The following is a 16853-nucleotide window of genomic DNA, read 5'->3' on the forward strand; positions in this document are numbered from 1 at the left end:
AATTTCCTCTATCTGTCTTTTATGCTGAATATGCTGTCTATCCTGATAGCAGGATGTTAGGAAGGTAATCTCAAGGTGTTGTGATGACTGTCATCTTTAATTCATGTGTGAGTTCGTTGGTGGTTTGGATTAATGGACTGTGCTGTACGTGTAAATAACTACCGGGCTTAGTGAAGATATGAACTTCTCTAGAGTAAGTGGTAATCATGCTTCGTTTATCAATGAACCGTAATCTTCACCTGCATACAGCAGCTACGTTTCAAGACCTGCCGGTCATGGTTGATAAAGGCCCTTTTATACTTGAGTACCTGGAAGCACTGAGTCGCACCATTAACCTTGCCCTTGATCAGTATCCCAGGGTCTTTGCATTCAGGGTGGACCTGCGTCTACCGCGTTTTGTGGGTATTCCGGATGACGCTTTGTCAAATCGTGTGATTAGTCGATTCATTGAGTCGTTCAAGGCAAAAATTGAGCATGACCGTGAGAAAGCACGTGAGCAGAACAAGTACGCCCATGACTCCAGGGTGCGCTATGTCTGGGCGAGAGAAGTGGGCTGGGGAGGGCGACCGCATTACCACCTGGTGATCCTGCTTAACAGAGACGCCTACTACACAGTTGGGCGGTTGCAATCACAGAGGTCTAATATGATCAGCCGCATGCAAGAGGCTTGGGCCAGTGCGTTGGAGTGCGAGGTTGGTCAAGTACGGGGCTTGGTGGAGATCCCGAAGAACGCGGAATACCGAGTAGATCGGAATGTCCGGTCAGGGAATATGGATGAGTTGCCTGAACTGTTTCGACGCGCGAGCTACCTCTGCAAAGCTGCGACAAAGCGTTATGGCGGTGGTTCCCATGGCTTCGGATGCAGCCGAGGATAGGTGAGGACCTGACCGCGTTCTGCGTGATTAGTGTTGTGAGGTTGGTGGCGCGTTGGATTAGCGGATTGAATTGAATTATCTCGGCAGTTGAACACACCGATGCCAAAGAGTTGGCGAAGAGAGTGATTCTCCGATCAAGTCAGCATAGGCCGCCCGACCTGTGCTGAAATGATCCTTCGTTCAGCCAGCCCAAGCAAGCCTTGCCCATGAGTCAGATGAGCTTCTCCGATTTTGAATACGCCGGTAAGCGCAAGCAGACCCGCCGTGAGCGTTTCCTGGCAGAGATGGAGCAGGTCGTGCCGTGGAGCGGATTAGTTGAAGTGATAGAGCCTCACTGTCCAAAGGCCGGCGGCGGTCGTAAGCCTTATCCATTGGAAACGATGCTGCGCATTCACTTGCTGCAGAGCTGGTTTTCGCTGAGCAATCCGGCGATAGAAGAAGCGTTGTACGAGATCACCTCGATGCGCCAGTTTGCACGACTGACGCTCAGCGCGCCGATTCCCGAAGACACGACGATCATGAATTTCCGACACCTCCTGGAGAAGCATCAGCTCGCGGCAGGGATTCTGGAAACCATCAACAACCTGCAAGATAAGGGCCTGTCGGTGCACCAAGGCACCATTGTCGATGCCACGATCATCCATGCGCCCAGGTCGACCAAGAACAAGGAAGGCAAGCGCTATCCAGAGATGCATCAAACAAAGGCAGCCAGTACTTCTTCGGCATGAAAGCGCATATCGGTGCTGATACTGAGTCAGGGCTGGTGCATCACGTTCACGGCACTGCTGCGAACGTGGCCGACGTGACGCAAGTTGCGCATCTGCTGCATGGCGCAGAGAACGTCGTCTGTGCAGATGCGGGCTATACCGGCCTTGAGAAACGACCCGAACATCAGGGGCGGCCAGTCAGTCCCTTCAACTGGACACTCTGATTGCCAAGCATTGTCGTCATTCAGTCTTCGAGCACCTGATTGGCTACATCTACTCAGTGGAGCAGGGGGATCGTAATGACGGGAGGGGCTACCACATTCACGCCGCGTACTTTTTCAATGGCAACGTGGTGTGCAGAGATGTGTGGAAGGCCATTGAGATCGGCGGGCTGTGGGAAGAGCTCACGCGTGGGTATGGCTACGTGCACAGCTGTAACCACGACAAGTAGCGTTATGGTGACAAGTGCGGCATCGGCCTGGCGTAGCTGATGCCTGCTCGGAAGACTTGCACCAGCCCAGGCTGTACTGCCTTGATGATCAGCCGGCTGTCACCAGTCGGGTAGGGCAGTTGGCAGAGGAGGCCATTGGAATATTTGGCCTCGTTGGGGTTTCATCCTCGTGCGCGGGCTTACCAGCGCCAGCCTGCAGAGTGAGCCTTGCATGGGTAGAAAATTATTTTACAGTAAAACTATTTACAGTATTCTTTCTCTCGGGCAGTATCGGATTCGAATCCTGATCAGGCCTAGCGGATGCTCAATCTCAAACACGAAGTCCTTCTCCGTCTGCGCGCCATTGAGCTGATCGCCTTCTGGGAGGGGCGTCTGATCACTACTCAGTTAGTCGAGTGGTTTGGTATTACTCGGCAGCAGGCTTCCTCGGACATCAATCGGTACAACACGGAGTTCAACGAAGGGGCGCTCATTCATAACCCCGCAGTCAAAGGCTATGTCCCAGCTGCAGGCTTTCAGCCAGTGCTTACGGCTGGGCACGTCAATGAATATCTGGAAATGCTCGTGAGTCAGGGCGGACAGCCGATGGCTCAGGTGCTTGAGTCTCATCCTGGGGTTGCCACTGTCCAATTGCCCGACCGCGCAATTCGACCGGAGGTCGTGCGTGAGGTAGTCCGGGCTTGCCGTGCGGGAACCAGCCTCAGAATTCTCTATGCCTCAATGAGCAATCCAGCGCCACACGAACGAGTCATTTCTCCCCACACCCTGGTTTACACGGGCTTTCGTTGGCATGTGCGAGCCTGGTGCCATAAGCGGGAGGACTTCCGTGATTTTCTTCTGTCGCGCATTGACCGCACGCCCAAGCCTTGTGATGAAGAGGCGCCCGAGGCGGAGAGCGACTGTCTTTGGCAAGAGAAGATTTCTCTAACGCTGATCCCCAATCTGCTGCTCAGCGACTCCCAGAAAGCCTTGGTCGAGCGCGATTTCGCTATGCCTGAAGGGCGCTTACAGCTGACCGTACGCAAGGCTCTGGCCCACTACACCCTGCAGCGCTTTCAGGCAGCAATTACCGAGGACAATGCTTCCCGTGTTCGGGAGCATCCGCTGCAACTGTTACCAACGGATCGCAGAAGGCTTGAACCTCTCCTCTTTGGTGGAGGCCAGGGGTGAGCGATCAGACTTTCAGTTATGACTCCGATCTGATCGGCGGTTCGTTGCAAGTTCGAGAGTCTCGCATTGTGGCCGAACTGCTGTTGCAGAACGCCAGCGCCGAGCACTGGTACGAGGTCATCCAGCAAGAGAACCGGCTGCAGAAACGCACTTCAGCTTCGGCCAAGCGCGTTGCTCAGGCCCTGCGCAAGCGCTTGGAGCGGTTGGACGCCGCCTTTTGGCGGGCCATTCGCGATGGCGACGATGAACTCGCCACTCAGGTGGTGTTCTGCTCAGCCCTGGAGCGCAATCTTCTCCTCGTCGAATTCATCGAAACCGTCGTCCGGGATGCTTTTGTTACCCGCGCTGGGGTGCTTGAGCCCTACCACTGGAGCGAATTCCTGGATGAGCGCAGTCATCGAGATCCAGCCATCACGACCTGGACTGAATCCAGTCGCAAGAAGATGGCTCAAGTCGTCTACCGCATGCTGGCTGAAGTCGGTCTGCTGGAAAGTACGCGCAGCATGAGATTGCAAAACCTAAAGATCCGGCCAGAGGCCCGCGCGTTGCTGGACGACAGCTACCGACAACGAATCAAAGCCTGCCTGGAAGTATCCAGCGCCGCTGCGCAGTAGGCGCGGAATCAAGGAGTAAGTGATGAATCAGCAGCTACAGGATCGGCTGAATCAGATCCCGGAAAAAATCCTCACAGAGGAATTTCTCAAAAGCCAGGGCCTCGGCAACGAGATCGGCTTCTGGATCTTCGACTATGACCCCGAGGACGAGCTACAGGTGCGTGAGTACCTGTGCTTTCTAGAAGGGCTCCTGGCCAAGAAGCACAGCCATCTCAAAGTTGCCCATATCAATCTGCTGCAGGCCATGCGCGAATATCTGGATCAGCGCAGCTTCACCGACAAGGCCATCCTGATGCAGCAGACCAAGGGCGACCATGCGTTGCTCAAGGCGCTTTCCGGGCCTCTGCACATGGATAAGTTTGCTCCCTTCCTGATGGAGCACAGCGGCGCTGCCGAGCGCGATGTAGTCCTGATTTCAGGCGTGGGCTCTGTTTGGCCCGTCCTGCGAGCCCACAACCTACTCAACAAGTTGCACGCGTTGCTCGGTCACAAACCTTTGGTGCTGTTCTACCCCGGCCATTACTCAGGGCAGTCGCTGTCTCTGTTCAACCGTATCCCCAGCAACAACTACTACCGTGCGTTCAAGCTGGTGCCCTGATCAATAAGGACGATTGCCGTGAGCATTAAAGACATCTTCTTCAAGGAACTCGACCGCCCTATCAATGGCGTGGTCAAAGCGGACCAGTCTGACGACGCCACCGTGTTCCAAGAGCTCGACGAGTATGTGGTTACCAACGAGCTGGAAAAACACTTCCGCAGCTTCTTTGAGTCCTATGGCACCGACCTGAGCGACCCCTCCATTGCCAACCGCGTAGGCGTCTGGATCAGCGGCTTCTTCGGGTCGGGTAAGTCGCACTTCCTGAAAACCCTGTCCTACCTGCTGGCCAACATTCAGGCTCGGGACCCCCAGGGTAATACCCATAACGCCGTTTCCTTCTTCGATGCCAGCAAGGTGCGCGATGCGATGATTCGCGCAGATATCGACAAGGCCGTCGCCAATAGCGCTGATGTCATCTTGTTCAACATCGATAGCAAGGCGAGCTCCAACGACGCCGGCAACCCGATCCTCAATGTCTTCCTGCGCGTGTTCAACGAACACCAGGGATTCAGCGGCGACCATCCACACATCGCTCACATGGAGCGCCACCTGACCCAGCGTGGCGTTTATGAACGCTTTGTTGAGGCTTTCAACGAATCTACCGGTCTAGTCTGGGCCGAGGAGCGCGACGGCTATCAGTTCTATCAGGACGATATTGAGCAAGCCCTGGCACAGGTATTGGCTCTGTCTGCCGAGGCAGCGCACAAGTGGTTCGAGGAGTCCGAGCAGACTTTCAGTGTCTCAGTCGAGAACTTCTGCCATTGGGTGCGCGAGTACCTCGATGCCAAGCCGGCCAAGCACCGTGTCCTGTTCCTGGTGGACGAAGTCGGCCAGTTCATCGGCAGCGATACCCGCCTGATGCTGACGCTGCAGACTATCACCGAAAACCTCGGCACCATCTGCAAGGGCCGCGCCTGGATCATTGTCACCTCCCAGGCCGACATGGATGCGGTGCTCGGTGAGCTCTCGGCCTCCAAGGCCAACGATTTCTCCAAGATTGCCGGACGCTTCAAAACACGCCTGTCGCTGTCCAGCTCCAACACCGACGAAGTGATCCAGAAGCGTCTGCTGCGCAAAACAGCGGAGGCCGAAACCGAGCTGCGCGCTGTTTGGGGGCAGAAGGGCGACATTCTGCGCAACCAGATCACATTCGACCGCTCCGGTCCGACGCTGCGTAATTACGACGGCCCGGAGAGCTTCATCGCCAACTATCCCTTTGCGCCATACCACTTCCAACTGGTGCAGAAGGTCTTCGAAGAAATCCGCAAGGTCGGCGCCACTGGCGCGCATCTGGCCTACGGTGAGCGCTCCATGCTCGATGCCTTCCAGATGGCCGCCCAGTCGATTGCCAACAAAGACATTGGTGCCTTGGTACCCCTGCACAGCTTCTACCGTGCGGTGGAAGGCTTCCTCGACACAGCCGTCAAGCGCACCATCGACCAGGCCGGCGAAAACGCCGTGCTCGATACCTTCGATGTACAGATCCTGCGCACCCTGTTCATGATTCGCTATGTCGATCTGATCAAGGGCACGCTGGACAATCTTGTCACCCTGTCCATCGAGCAGGTCGACGAAGACAAGCTCGCCCTGCGTCGCCGCATCGAAGAAACCCTGCAGCGCCTGGAGAAAGAGAGCCTGATCACCCGCAACGGCGAAGAGTTTGTCTTCCTCACCAACGAGGAGCGCGATATCACTCGCAAGATCAAGGCCACCGAGATTGCCTCGTCCGATGAGAACAAGGCTCTCGCCGACCTGATCTACAAGGACCTGCTCAAGGACAAGAACAAGTTCCGCTATGGCGTCAACAAGACCGACTACAGCATTGGCCGCTATCTCGATGGCCACAGCTTGGAAGGCCGTTATGAGCATGATCTGCGCGTCGAGGTGATCTCGCCGCTGGATCTAGATTACGCCCTTCACGGTGAAGCTGGCTGCATCAACAAGAGCAACGAAGCGCCCACTGGCATGGCTCTGTTCAAGCTGCCGGACAACAAGGAGTTCTTCACCGAGCTACGCACCTGGCTGAAGACCAACAAGTTCATCCGTCTCAATGACGATGGCAGCCAGCCCGAGTTGAGTAAAATCCTCGCCGACCGTGGCCGGGAGAACCAGGAGCGCAAGAAGCGCCTGCGCCTGATGCTCGAAGAGCTGATCGAGCGTGCCGAAGCGTACGCACTGGGCCAGCACCTCAAACTGTCCGGCAACAACATCCAGAGCAAGTTCGACGAGGCCTGCCAATACCTGCTGGAGAACACCTACACCAAGCTGGGTTACCTGAAGGTGCTGCAGCAGGAGCCCGAGCGCGAGCTCCATGCCATTCTGAACGCCGACGACATTGGTCAACTGAGCCTGACCCTCGACGGCGAAGAAGGTAATCCGCAGGCGATCAAGGAAGTCGAGCAGTTCATCACCCTGCGCGCCTCCGGCAATGACCGCTTGTTGGTGGCGGACATCATCGAGCGCTTCAGCAAGCGGCCCTATGGCTGGCCGGATGGCGAGATCCTGCTGATCCTCGGTCGCCTGGCCGCGACCAGTCGTATCTCCTTTCATTCTGCCGGCCCCAGCCTGCCGCTGCCGGATGCCTTCGACTACTTGAGCAACAGCCGCAAGCGCCGGGAAATCTCGGTGCAGAAAAAGCGCCTGACCGATGAAGTCCTACTCAAGCAGGTGCGCAATCTCAGTCAGGACTTGTTTAACGCCCTCGGCCCTGCCGGCGAAAAGGAGTTGTTCGAGTATTACCGTGGCCATTTCGAGACCTGGCTGGGCAACCTCAAGAGCTACAAGAGCAAGACCGATGTTGGTCGCTTTCCCGGCAAGGAAGTGATCGAGAAGGCTCTGCTCAGTTTGCAGCGCCTCTTGAGCAACACCGACAGCGTCGACTTCTTCAAGTCCATGGTCGACAACAAGGACGACTACCTGGATCTGGAGGAGGACTACCGCGACCTCCATGAGTTCTTCACCAATCAGCTGCATACCTGGCAGCAGCTGCAGCAAGCCCTGCGTCGCTTCGATAAGAACAAGCCCGCCTTGGAAAAGGACGGCAAGGCCCGCACGGCCCTCCTTGAGCTGCAAGCCATCGAGCAGAACGCCGTACCCTACAACCAGCTGCATAAAGTGGCTGGCCTGGTGGAAGCGGTGGAGGCGATTAATGCTGCGATCCTCACCGAGAAGCGCGAGCATGCCCTGGCCCGTGTCGACGAGAAGATTGCCCAGCTGCAGGCTGAAATCGCCAAGAGCGGTATCGAAACTGCAGAGTTGAGCAACCGTCTGCTGCGCCCGCTTCAGTTGGTCAAGGCGGATCTGGAGACCGAAACCAGCATCGCCAATATCTACCTGCTGCAAACCCAGACTGCCGACGAGCGCCTGCACGACGGAGTGTTCGAACTGGAGCGCGCCATCCAGACCGAAGCTGAACGCCAGCAAAAACTCCAACAGGAGCAGGCCAAGGCCGCACAGGTCGCCAATGCGGCCGGCGGCGTCAAGGAAGACAGAGCGCCTTCCCTGACGCCCGCACCTAAACCGGTAGCACCGCCCAAACCGGTGGTCGAGGTGGCCGCCACCAGCGTATTCAACAAGCTCAGCAATGGCCTGTATCTGGAAAGCCAGAGCGATATCGACCGCTTTATCGACGCCCTCAAAGCCGAGCTGGAAAACGCCATCAAGCAAGACAAGCGAATTCGTATCCGCTGACTCGGCGCAGCCTGGAGGGGGAGGCCACCTCCAGGCTGCAGCTCTGCGCCAAGACAGGCTCAAGAAAAATTAGGGAAAGCCAGCATGAACACCAGCAACGTCAAACGCTACGCCCCCAAGGCACGCACCGCCTTTATCGCCGCGATGACCAAGCGCGCTGCGCTGTTTGGCATCCGCGAGTCTAGTATCCCCAGCATGGGTATTGTGCCAGTGGAGCAGAAGGGCGATCTGGCCTTGATTGGCGACCGGCCTTTCCCGGCCAGCATCATCCGCCCGCGTGCGGCCTTGGTGAAAAAAGTCGAGCAAATCGGTTTTGCCCAGGCCATGGAGCAGGCAGCCTACAGTTGGTTCAACCGCCTCTGCGCGCTGCGCTTTATGGAAATCAAAGGCTACCTGGATCATGGTCGCCGCGTGCTCAGTGCCGCCGATGGCGGCGCCGGCATGCCGCAGATCCTCGAAGACTGCCTGGACATCGAACTCGAAGGCCTCGACAAGGCCCGCATCACCGAGCTCAAGCTTGATGGCAACAAGGATGAAGAGCTGTACCGCGAGCTGCTCCTCACCCAGTGCCATGCCCTGCACCAGGCCATACCCTTCCTCTTCGAAGCTGTGGACGATGCCCTCGAACTATTGCTGCCGGACAACCTGACCAAAACCGACTCACTAATTCGCGAGATGGTGGCCGCCATTCCCGAGGAGGACTGGCACAACGTCGAAATCATTGGCTGGCTCTACCAGTTCTACATCAGCGAAAAGAAGGATCAGATCATCGGCAAGGTGGTCAAAAGCGAAGACATCCCCGCTGCCACCCAGCTGTTCACCCCCAACTGGATTGTCCAGTATCTGGTGCAGAACAGTCTTGGCCGTCAGTGGCTGCAGACCTACCCGGACTCGCCGCTGAACAGCAAAGAGAGGATGCCCTACTACGTCGCCCCCGGCGAACAGCCGCCCGAGGTACAGGCACAACTGGCGACTAGCATCCCGGAGAGCATTGACCCGCTGACGCTCAAGGTACTCGACCCGGCCTGCGGCTCCGGCCACATCCTCATTGAGGCCTACAAGCTGCTCAGGGATATCTACACCGAACGCGGCTTCCGCAGTCGCGACATTCCCCAGCTGATTCTGGAGCACAACCTGTTCGGCCTGGATATCGACGACCGTGCCGGCCAGCTCGCCGGCTTCGCCCTAATGATGCTCGCCCGCGAGGACGACCGGCGGATATTCAGCCGCGAGCTCAAGCTCAACGTGCTGGCCCTGCAGGAAAGCCGCCACCTGGATCTCGTCAGCCTCTGGCGGGCGCTGAACCTGACCAGCGACTGGCAGCGCGGTCAGTCACAGGGCCTGTTCGAAAGCGAACAGAGCAACCTTGCCGCCGCCCAGGCCGACAACCGCTACCAGTTGCTAAGGAGCACGCTGCAGCGCTTTACCCAGGCCAAGACTTTCGGATCGCTGATCGAGGTCCCCGAAGAGGACGCAGCCCCCCTCGCCGAGCTGCTGGCACAACTGCGCGAACTGACCAGTGCCGGCGACTCCATGCAAAAGCCGGCCGCCGAAGCGCTGCTGCCCTACGTACAGCAGGCCTGGATACTCGCCCAGCGCTACGATGCGGTGGTCGCCAACCCGCCCTATATGGGCAGCAAGGGCATGAATACCGACCTCAAGGACTTCGCCAAGAAGACCTATCCCAATAGCAAGTCGGACCTCTTTGCGATCTTCATGGAGCGCGCCTTCGCCTTGCTCAAGCCACAGGGCTTCAACGCCCAGATCAACATGCAATCGTGGATGTTCCTATCCAGCTACGAACAACTGCGCGAGTGGCTGCTGAAGCACACCACTATCATCACCATGGCCCACCTGGGCGCGCGGGCCTTCGATAGCATCAGCGGCGAAGTGGTCTCGACGACCGCCTTCGTCATTAAGAATGCTGCCTACCTCAATTATGCCGGCGCCTACATCCGACTGGTGGATGGCAAGTCGGAGGCGGAGAAGAGCAGGATGCTGCTTGAGACCATTCACTGATGGCCACGCTATGGCCCCCGGCCTCGCGTGGCGCATTGCCTATACACAATCAGATACGTCAGCGGATGAAACTCAGTTAGTCAGGGGGACCAAAGATGCCTAGCAAAGAAACCAAGCAGCTCAATACGCTCAAAACTAGAGATGATCATAGGCCTATTGAGTTCACCGTTGACGGTGACAAGTTCAAGCTTCAGGCAGGTATGGAATCCTCCTGGCTGAACACCGAAGATTTTGGCCACAAGGAGCTGCGTAGCCGCATCGAACCCTGGCTGACGTCACTGTTCCAGTCGGAGCACCTTTCGCTGCTGGCCGGCTCGGGCTTGACCCACGCGGTGCATTACATGGCCGCCGAGAAAAGCGCCGCCGGCATGGGCTCCCTGACGCTGAGCAACCATCAGTCCGAAATCGATCAAGCCGCAGGGAACGCTGCGGCATCGGCTGGGCGCAAGAAGGGCAATCTGGAAGATCAGCTACGCGTTGCCAATGAATTGCTACGCGGCCTGGAGATTCTGCAGAAGGACAGCGAGGCCGAAGCCTTACGCGAAGAACTTCAAAGCGGCATGCAGGCCTTCGCGCAGTCAATTCTGAACAGCGAAGCGGGCATTGCCACGGCCGAAGAAGGTAAGCGCGAGCAAGCGTTCAATACCCTGGTCACTTTCCTCATGAGCTTTGCCAGCCGCACTGGGGTGCGCGACCGACTGAACATCTTCACCACCAACTATGACCGGCTGATTGAGGCCGGGGCGGAGCTCGCCGGGCTGCATCTGCTGGATCGATTCTTGGGCAACCTGATGCCGATCTTCCGTTCCTCGCGGCTGGATCTGGACATGCACTACAACCCTCCCGGTATACGTGGCGAACCACGTTACTTGGAGGGAGTGGCGCGCTACACCAAGCTGCATGGTTCGGTGGACTGGGTGCAGACCGGCAAGGACATCCGCCGCATCGGCCTGCCGTTTGGGGCTGAAAGCGTCGAACCCTATTTGAAGGCGCCGGGCCTTGGCGGGTCCACAGCCCATCAGCTGATGATCTACCCCAACGCCGCCAAGGACAGGGAAACCGCCGACTACCCCTACGTGGAGCTGTTTCGCGATCTTGCGGCAGCCGTATGCCGTCCGAACAGCACGCTGGTGACGTACGGCTACAGCTTTGGCGACGAGCATATCAACCGCGTGATCCGCGACATGCTCACTATCCCCTCAACGCATCTGGTCGTGATCTCGTATGACGATCCGCTTGGCCGCATCATGCAGACCTACCGGGAGATGGGCAGACCGTCGCAGATCAGCTTGCTGATTGGTCCCGCATTGGCCGATCTGCCCACACTGACCGAGAATTACCTGCCCAAGGCCGCCATAGACAAGACGACCTTCCGCATGAGTGAACTGCTCAAACAGCGTTGGGGCGCGGGTCAAGCCCCTGCGGATCGCCCTGCCACTGAAGTCGGTATTGTCGACGTGAGCAATCTGGTATGAGCATGTCACCGCTGGCTTATGCCGACTCCCTGCGCATCGGCACTATTGATTTCGTCTCCCCTGACGAAATCAAGGTGCTGATCGACATCGAGGCCCCCGACGGCGTGGCGCTTAATACCGGTACGCCGCGCCCGTTCCCTCGCATTAACGGTTATGTGCTGATTCCCAGTGACGAGGGTCATCTGGTTGCTCAGGTCGAGTGGATCACCATCGAGCGCTCGCAATACCCAAAACGCAAGGGCATGCAGGACTTTGGCCTGGTGGACTTGCCCTATCCCCTGCGCAAGATGAGCCTGAATCCCCTGGGTTGCCTGGTGTATGAAGGAAGCGGTACAGGCGACAAGGAAATCTACCGTTTTCGGCGCGGCGTGGAGAGCTACCCTACCGTCGGCGATGCGGTGCTACTACCCACGCAAAATCAGCTGCGCGCCATCGTGGAGTCGGGAGACAACCGCCGCGTGCTGATCGGCAGCAGCCCCCTGGCCGCCAATGCCAAGGTGATGATTGATCCCGACCGACTTTTTGGTCGCCATTTGGCCGTACTGGGCAACACCGGCAGCGGCAAGTCCTGTTCCGTCGCAGGCCTGATCCGCTGGTCGATGGAGGAAGCTCGCAAAGCCCGCTGCGGAGCAGATCCAAATGCCCGCTTTATTTTGCTCGACCCCAACGGCGAGTATGCCAATACCTTCCGTGACATGAGCAAGGTGCGGGTGTATGCCGTTGAACCCAGCGAAGGCGTCGAACAACTGCAAGTGCCTCTGTGGTTCTGGAACAGCGCGGAGTGGAGTGCGTTCACCCAAGCCAGCGCCAAGGCCCAGAGGCCAACGCTGATACAGGCTCTGAGATCCGTCCGTGACAGCGTTTTCGCCGCAGCTGTCACGCCCTGCCACGAGATGCGCCGCTTTCTGCGCACGCTCGTGTCTGCCATTCAGGTTGAAAGAAATTCAGGCAATCCTTGGAAGGGGGCTGGGCCAGCGAAGGGCTTCCGTGATCGACTGATCAAGTGGAAAGAAGGCTTAGTGGATGACGCCACCTTCAGCCCGACGGAAAGTACGGCAATTGGTGACTTGATCCTGCACATCACTCAGCTTTTAGGGGCACATCAAGGCGATTGGCCCGCAATATTCACCCCGCAAGAAGTCGGTTCACTACTCGGAGAGTTGAGCCAGACGCATTCTGTGTTTGGGGGCAGCGACACCGATATCCTGCCTATCGATGCCGATGTGCCGCGTCAATTCACGGGCGATCAACTGCTGAGAAGCCTCGAAGCCACGGCTGAACTACTCGGGGTTTCCGAGTACGTCGAGACCATGCAGATGCGCATTCGCACCATCCTGTCGGACAATCGCATGAAGGTCGTTTCAGGTGATGCCAAGGACCTGACGCTGGATGATTGGTTGTGTAACTACATTGGCGACAGCCAAGCCTCCAACGGCACCGTCACCGTCATCGACCTCTCGCTGGTGCCTGCCGAAGTCGTGCATATCATCACGGCAGTGATCGCGCGCATGACGCTGGAAGCCCTGCAGCGCTATCGCAAGCTGCACCATGGCAAAACCCTGCCCACCGTGCTGGTGATGGAAGAGGCGCACACCTTTATCAAACGCTACAAAGACGACACGGAAAACCAAAGCTCGGCCGCCATCTGCTGCCAAGTGTTTGAGAAGATCGCCCGCGAAGGGCGCAAGTTCGGGCTGGGCCTGGTGCTGTCCTCGCAGCGCCCTAGTGAGTTGTCGCCCACCGTGCTTTCCCAGTGCAACAGCTACCTGTTGCACCGCATTAGCAACGACCGTGACCAGGAGCTAGTGCACAAGCTAGTACCCGATAACCTGCGTGGCCTGCTGCGGGATTTGCCCTCGCTCCCCTCCCGCCACGCCATCCTGCTCGGCTGGGCATCTGAGCTGCCGGTATTGGTGCAGATGAATGCGCTGCCCGAGCATCACCGACCAAAATCGGACGACCCGGATTTCTGGGCGGTATGGTCAGGAGAAGGCCTGGAAGAAGACATTATCTTTGGCGGTTTGGAGGAAAGAACCGTCGACTGGCAGAAAATCGCTGATGACTGGCAGCAGGTCTCTTCTTTGACAGACAGCGCTGAACACAGTGAGCCGGAGGCAGATCCTGATGGGCTCTAGCTCTAACTACAGCGACAGCTGCATCCGCGCGGCCTACAAGGATCGCTGGAAGCACGACCTGCTGCGCGTCAAGGGCGGTAACCACGACTACTGCATCACCAGCGAGGGCGAGATCGACGTGCAGGCCCTGCGCCAGTTCCAGTCCAGCTATCGCCCGCCGGACAAAGACTTCAAACCCGTTCAGGGCGGGCTCAAACAAGGTATGGCGCACGCGCGCAGAGCATTATCCAAAGGGGAACAGGCATGAGCCAGGAACAGAACAAGGATATGAACCAGTACTTCTACCGGGCTTCGGCGGCGGAATTTATAAAGATTCCGGGCGTAACTATCGCGTACTGGCTAAGCGAGCGCAAACGGAAACTTTTCGAGATGCCAAAAATCTCTTGCTTTGCAAAAGTCGGCGTTGGAATGCAAACAGGAGAGAATGCCAAATACATTCGCTACTGGTTTGAAGTAAGCCTAGATAAAAGCAGCCTGCAGATTGGTAGTGAAAAGCGTGAAAAGTGGATCCCCTGTAACAAGGGCGGCGACTATAGGAAGTGGTTTGGCAACACTATCGATGTAATAAACTGGGAAAGAGATGGATGGGACATAAAAAATCTTGCGGCAGGAGCATATATTAGAAACGAAGAAGAATATTTCAAGCCAGCAGTTACATGGTCACGAATCACAAGTGGCTCACTATCATTTAGAGCTGTGAATGCAAACTGCATTCACAACGACGCCAGTTGCTTTATGACAGGCGAACCTGCACACCTAAACAATCTTATAGAGTATTTAAACTCAAAAATTGCTGCTGCCGTCATTGAGGATATGAATCCCACATTAAACCTATTGCCCGGCCAATTAAATTCAACCCCTTACCTCTCAATTACTAATGGCGGCGGAAAAAGGTGCATTGAAATTGCGAGAGAGGACTGGAATCTTTTTGAGGTCTCATGGGAATTTTCTGATAATTTCTTAGCTAAAGGAAAATCACAAAAAATAGAAGAAACTTGGCTAGCATGGCTAGCACGCTGCTGGCAGGCAACACAAGAACTGCAGGCCCTGGAAGAGAAAAATAATGATTTACTAATTAATACTTTCGGCCTTCAAGATGAACTAACTAAAGACATACCGTTAAGAGAAATCACCCTCACCTGCAACCCCCATTACCGCTATGGCGGCAACCGCAGCGAGGAAGAGCTGGAAACCCTGCTGCAGTGCGACACTCTCCGCGAATTGGTGTCCTACGCCCTCGGCTGCATGATGGGCCGCTACTCGCTTGACAAGCCCGGCCTAATCCTCGCCAGCCAGGGTGAAACCCTGCAGGACTACCTGCGCCAGATACCTACGCCGCGCTTTACTCCGGACGATGACGCCATCCTGCCGCTCACCGACCAGGAGTGGTTCACCGACGACGCCACCAACCGTTTCCGCGAATTTATCCGCTTGGTCTGGGGCGAAGAGCATCTGCAGCAAAATCTCGATTTCGTCGCCGAGAGTCTGTGCCTGCACGCCATCAAGCCCAAGAAGGGTGAGGCCAGCCTTGACACCATCCGACGCTACCTTAGTACCCAGTTCTTCAAAGACCACCTGCGCACCTACAAAAAGCGCCCGATCTACTGGCTGTTCAGCTCCGGCAAGCACAAGGCCTTCGAGTGCCTGGTCTACCTGCACCGCTATAACGAAGGCACCCTGGCGCGGATGCGCACCGAATACGTCATCCCCCTTACCGCCAAGCTCAGCACCTACGCCGCCAAGCTTGAAAAAGACGTCGAGGCTAGTACCAGCACCGCCGAGAAAAAACGCCTGGAAAAAGAACTCACCACCCTGCATCACCAGCAAGCGGAACTCGCCGCCTTCGACGAAACCCTCCGCCACTACGCCGACCAGCGCATCAGTCTCGATCTGGATGAGGGCGTGAAGGTGAACTATGGCAAATTTGGTGATTTGTTGGCTGAAGTGAAGGCGGTAACGGGGGGCGCTGCAGATGATTGAGATCACTCCGGCGCTCAGAGAACAAGTTGGCTGCAAAGGACTCGGTGTCTCGCTTTTTTCTGCGTTTGAACAGCAAGGAGTTGAGCAAGTGCATGGCTACCTGGCCAATGTGCTTGAAGATTGCAGAGTAGAGCCTTGCATTAACTCAACTTCTTCGAGAGTCATTCGGTCTATCAATAACGCACTGAGCTCACTGGTTCGGGGCAATAGTCTGGATGCATGGAGCGATTCCGAGCTAAGAGCAGCCTGCGAAGCTCATCCCGAGCTTATCTTCGGCCATCCAGAGCGAAGCAAAAGGTTGGCAAGCCAAGCCTCGAAGGTCGTTGAAGTTGAAGCCTTTGGCCATTTGGCAAATTCGTTTCACGGATGCTCAGTTACTCACATTCGTGAGCGCGGAGGCCGTGGCGGTAAGACGCCGGATTTTAAGATCGGAAATGATATTTATATTGAGGTTTATTGCCCTGATGAACACAATCCAGAAAGAGATCGAGTAGGAAACGAGCTCGACGCTCAGCACGGATGTGTGAAGATGGTGATCTCTCGCCCGGTGACCGGATCGGCATCTTTGCCGAAGAAATATGCCACTAACCAAACCATTGCTCGCGTTGTTGGTGCTAAGAGGGATAATGACCAGACTGTCCTTGGGTGTAAAAACATTCTTTGGCTTGATGTGAAGCACAAGCTTCAACTCATGACCTGCGACACGGCTCCTATCCAGTCGGTCACCCATGGAGGAAATGCGTACATTGGCTGCTTTGGTCTTTGGCATGCCTTCTATGGAAAGACCGGAGAGAGCATTCTTCCAAAAGAACGCTACAGCCTCAAATATGATGGTTGCCTAGATCAAGACACATACCTACAGAAAGACAAAGACGGACTTTTTAGAGAGCGCCCGTACATGTCTGCTGCCGTCATTTCCTGTGTGGACCGCAACGTCATGTTTTTGAATCCGTGGTGTGAAACTCCCCTTAGTCGAAACGATATCCTCGCATTGCTCCGGCTATACCACTTAAGGCCTGAATACTCTTTCATTTGTCCAGAAACGCTTTTACAAGAAATTTCAGCGCAGGAAGAAAAAATCAAGCTCCTGCTGGATCCTCAGCGAATATGCGCCTCTTATGACACTGCCGACTAGGGAT

12 protein-coding genes and 1 pseudogene are annotated in these 16853 nt (G+C 56.4%); all 13 read left to right on the forward strand.

Features of this window, described 5'->3' with window-relative positions; translation table 11 throughout:
* Positions 1 to 206 precede the first annotated feature (206 nt).
* The 13 genes and pseudogenes from ACNFCH_RS10525 to ACNFCH_RS10585 all read left to right on the forward strand — a co-directional run bounded on the left by ACNFCH_RS10525 (position 207) and on the right by ACNFCH_RS10585 (position 16849).
* The gene (locus tag ACNFCH_RS10525; RefSeq protein WP_416742728.1) at positions 207 to 875 is read left to right on the forward strand and encodes an inovirus Gp2 family protein; all 669 of its coding nucleotides are present in this window, start codon (positions 207 to 209) and stop codon (positions 873 to 875) included.
* Between the two features lie 284 nt (positions 876 to 1159).
* Positions 1160 to 1603, forward strand: coding sequence for an IS5 family transposase (locus ACNFCH_RS10530; RefSeq protein WP_416742786.1), 444 nt, complete (start codon positions 1160 to 1162; stop codon positions 1601 to 1603).
* A pseudogene (locus tag ACNFCH_RS10535) lies at positions 1567 to 1806 on the forward strand (transposase); the annotation flags it as partial. The gene ACNFCH_RS10530 and the pseudogene ACNFCH_RS10535, both read left to right, overlap by 37 nt.
* A gap of 527 nt (positions 1807 to 2333) precedes the next feature.
* On the forward strand, positions 2334 to 3203 hold the full coding sequence (locus ACNFCH_RS10540; protein WP_416742729.1) for a helix-turn-helix transcriptional regulator: 870 nt from the start codon (positions 2334 to 2336) through the stop codon (positions 3201 to 3203).
* Positions 3200 to 3817, forward strand: coding sequence for a DUF1819 family protein (locus ACNFCH_RS10545; RefSeq protein ID WP_416742730.1), 618 nt, complete (start codon positions 3200 to 3202; stop codon positions 3815 to 3817). Before ACNFCH_RS10540 ends, ACNFCH_RS10545 begins: the two co-directional genes overlap by 4 nt.
* 22 nt (positions 3818 to 3839) lie before the next feature.
* Positions 3840 to 4415, forward strand: a complete 576-nt coding sequence (locus tag ACNFCH_RS10550; protein WP_053526946.1) for a DUF1788 domain-containing protein — start codon at positions 3840 to 3842, stop codon at positions 4413 to 4415.
* Between the two features lie 18 nt (positions 4416 to 4433).
* Positions 4434 to 8105, forward strand: a complete 3672-nt coding sequence (gene brxC / locus ACNFCH_RS10555) for a BREX system P-loop protein BrxC (RefSeq protein WP_416742731.1) — start codon at positions 4434 to 4436, stop codon at positions 8103 to 8105.
* Between the two features lie 84 nt (positions 8106 to 8189).
* Positions 8190 to 10124 (forward strand): BREX-1 system adenine-specific DNA-methyltransferase PglX, encoded by a 1935-nt coding sequence (gene pglX / locus ACNFCH_RS10560; protein ID WP_416742732.1) that lies wholly within the window; start codon positions 8190 to 8192, stop codon positions 10122 to 10124.
* A 95-nt stretch (positions 10125 to 10219) separates the two neighbouring features.
* Positions 10220 to 11599, forward strand: coding sequence for an SIR2 family protein (locus tag ACNFCH_RS10565; RefSeq protein ID WP_416742733.1), 1380 nt, complete (start codon positions 10220 to 10222; stop codon positions 11597 to 11599).
* Positions 11596 to 13734 carry an ATP-binding protein gene (locus ACNFCH_RS10570; protein ID WP_416742734.1) on the forward strand — a complete coding sequence of 713 codons (2139 nt, stop codon included), beginning with the start codon at positions 11596 to 11598 and terminating at the stop codon, positions 13732 to 13734. Before ACNFCH_RS10565 ends, ACNFCH_RS10570 begins: the two co-directional genes overlap by 4 nt.
* Positions 13724 to 13981, forward strand: a complete 258-nt coding sequence (locus tag ACNFCH_RS10575) for a hypothetical protein (RefSeq protein ID WP_416742735.1) — start codon at positions 13724 to 13726, stop codon at positions 13979 to 13981. The genes ACNFCH_RS10570 and ACNFCH_RS10575 overlap by 11 nt, the downstream gene beginning before the upstream one ends.
* Positions 13978 to 15714, forward strand: a complete 1737-nt coding sequence (pglX, locus tag ACNFCH_RS10580; protein ID WP_416742736.1) for a BREX-1 system adenine-specific DNA-methyltransferase PglX — start codon at positions 13978 to 13980, stop codon at positions 15712 to 15714. Before ACNFCH_RS10575 ends, pglX (ACNFCH_RS10580) begins: the two co-directional genes overlap by 4 nt.
* A complete protein-coding gene (locus ACNFCH_RS10585) occupies positions 15707 to 16849 on the forward strand; it encodes a hypothetical protein (protein ID WP_416742737.1) in 1143 nt (380 codons plus the stop codon). Before pglX (ACNFCH_RS10580) ends, ACNFCH_RS10585 begins: the two co-directional genes overlap by 8 nt.
* Positions 16850 to 16853 lie beyond the last annotated feature (4 nt).

Origin of the sequence: Pseudomonas sp. NY15354, from assembly GCF_048068075.1 — a bacterium.
Taxonomy (GTDB): domain Bacteria; phylum Pseudomonadota; class Gammaproteobacteria; order Pseudomonadales; family Pseudomonadaceae; genus Aquipseudomonas; species Aquipseudomonas guariconensis_C.